Below are 1,021 nucleotides of genomic sequence, written 5' to 3'. Positions count from 1 at the left end.
CGTGCTGCGCGCGCGCCACCGCCAGGCCGTAGCCCGGGACGATGACGACCGTCTCCGCGTTGGAGAGGATGAAGGCCGCGTCGTCGGCGCTGCCGCTCTTGACGCTGCGCTGCTCCTGCGTGCCCTGGGCCGCGCTGGCGGCGTCCCCGCCGAAGCCGCCCAGGATCACGTTGAAGAAGGAGCGGTTCATGGCCTTGCACATGATGTAGCTCAGGATCGCCCCGGAGCTGCCCACCAGCGAGCCGGCGATGATCAGCATCGAGTTGTTGAGGCTGAAGCCGATGCCCGCCGCAGCCCAGCCCGAATAGCTGTTAAGCATCGACACCACCACCGGCATGTCCGCGCCGCCGATGGGGATGATGATCAGCACGCCCAGCACGAACGAGAGCGCCAGCATCACGAAGAACGCGCTCCAGCTGCCGGTGAACATGAACACCAGCCCCAGCGCGAGGGTGGACAGGCCCAGCACCAGATTCAGCAGGTGCTGCCCCGGGAACACCACCGGCGCGCCCTTGAAGAGGCGGAACTTGTACTTGCCCGAGAGCTTGCCAAAGGCGATGACGGAGCCGGAGAAGGTGATGGCGCCGATCGCGGCCCCGAGGAACAGCTCCAGCCGGTTGCCCGTGGGGATCTCGCCGCCCTTGGCACTGATGCCGAAGGCCCAGGGCTCGGCCACCGCGGCGATGGCGATGAACACGGCCGCGAGACCAATCATGCTGTGCATGAAGGCCACCAGCTCGGGCATCTTGGTCATCTGCACCCGCTTGGCCATCACGGTCCCGGCCGTGCCCCCGGCCAGCAGCCCGATGAGCACCCACACCAGGCCGGAAGCTCCGGCGCTGCCCAGGTCCTCGGCCAGCTTCAGGATCAGCGCCGCGGTGGTCACCACCGCGATGCCCATGCCCGTCATGCCGAAGACATTGCCGCGGATCGACGTGGTGGGGTGGCTCAGGCCCTTCAAGGCCTGGATGAAGCACACGCTGGCGATGAGGTACAGCAGCGTGACGACGTTCATGCTCAT

The 1,021-nt window shown here is 67.2% G+C and carries 1 protein-coding gene; it reads right to left on the bottom strand.

Going from position 1 to position 1,021, the window contains the following annotated elements; all coding sequences use genetic code 11:
• A partial coding sequence (locus tag HHL10_RS30130; RefSeq protein ID WP_169164107.1) for an NAD(P)(+) transhydrogenase (Re/Si-specific) subunit beta occupies nt 1-1,021 on the bottom strand: 1,021 nt, incomplete at both ends.

It is taken from the genome of Azohydromonas caseinilytica (assembly GCF_012927045.1).
In the GTDB taxonomy this organism is placed as follows: Bacteria; Pseudomonadota; Gammaproteobacteria; order Burkholderiales; family Burkholderiaceae_C; genus Azohydromonas; species Azohydromonas caseinilytica.
Note: the sequence above shows the minus strand (reverse complement) of the source record. Positions and strands in the feature narration are given on the sequence as shown.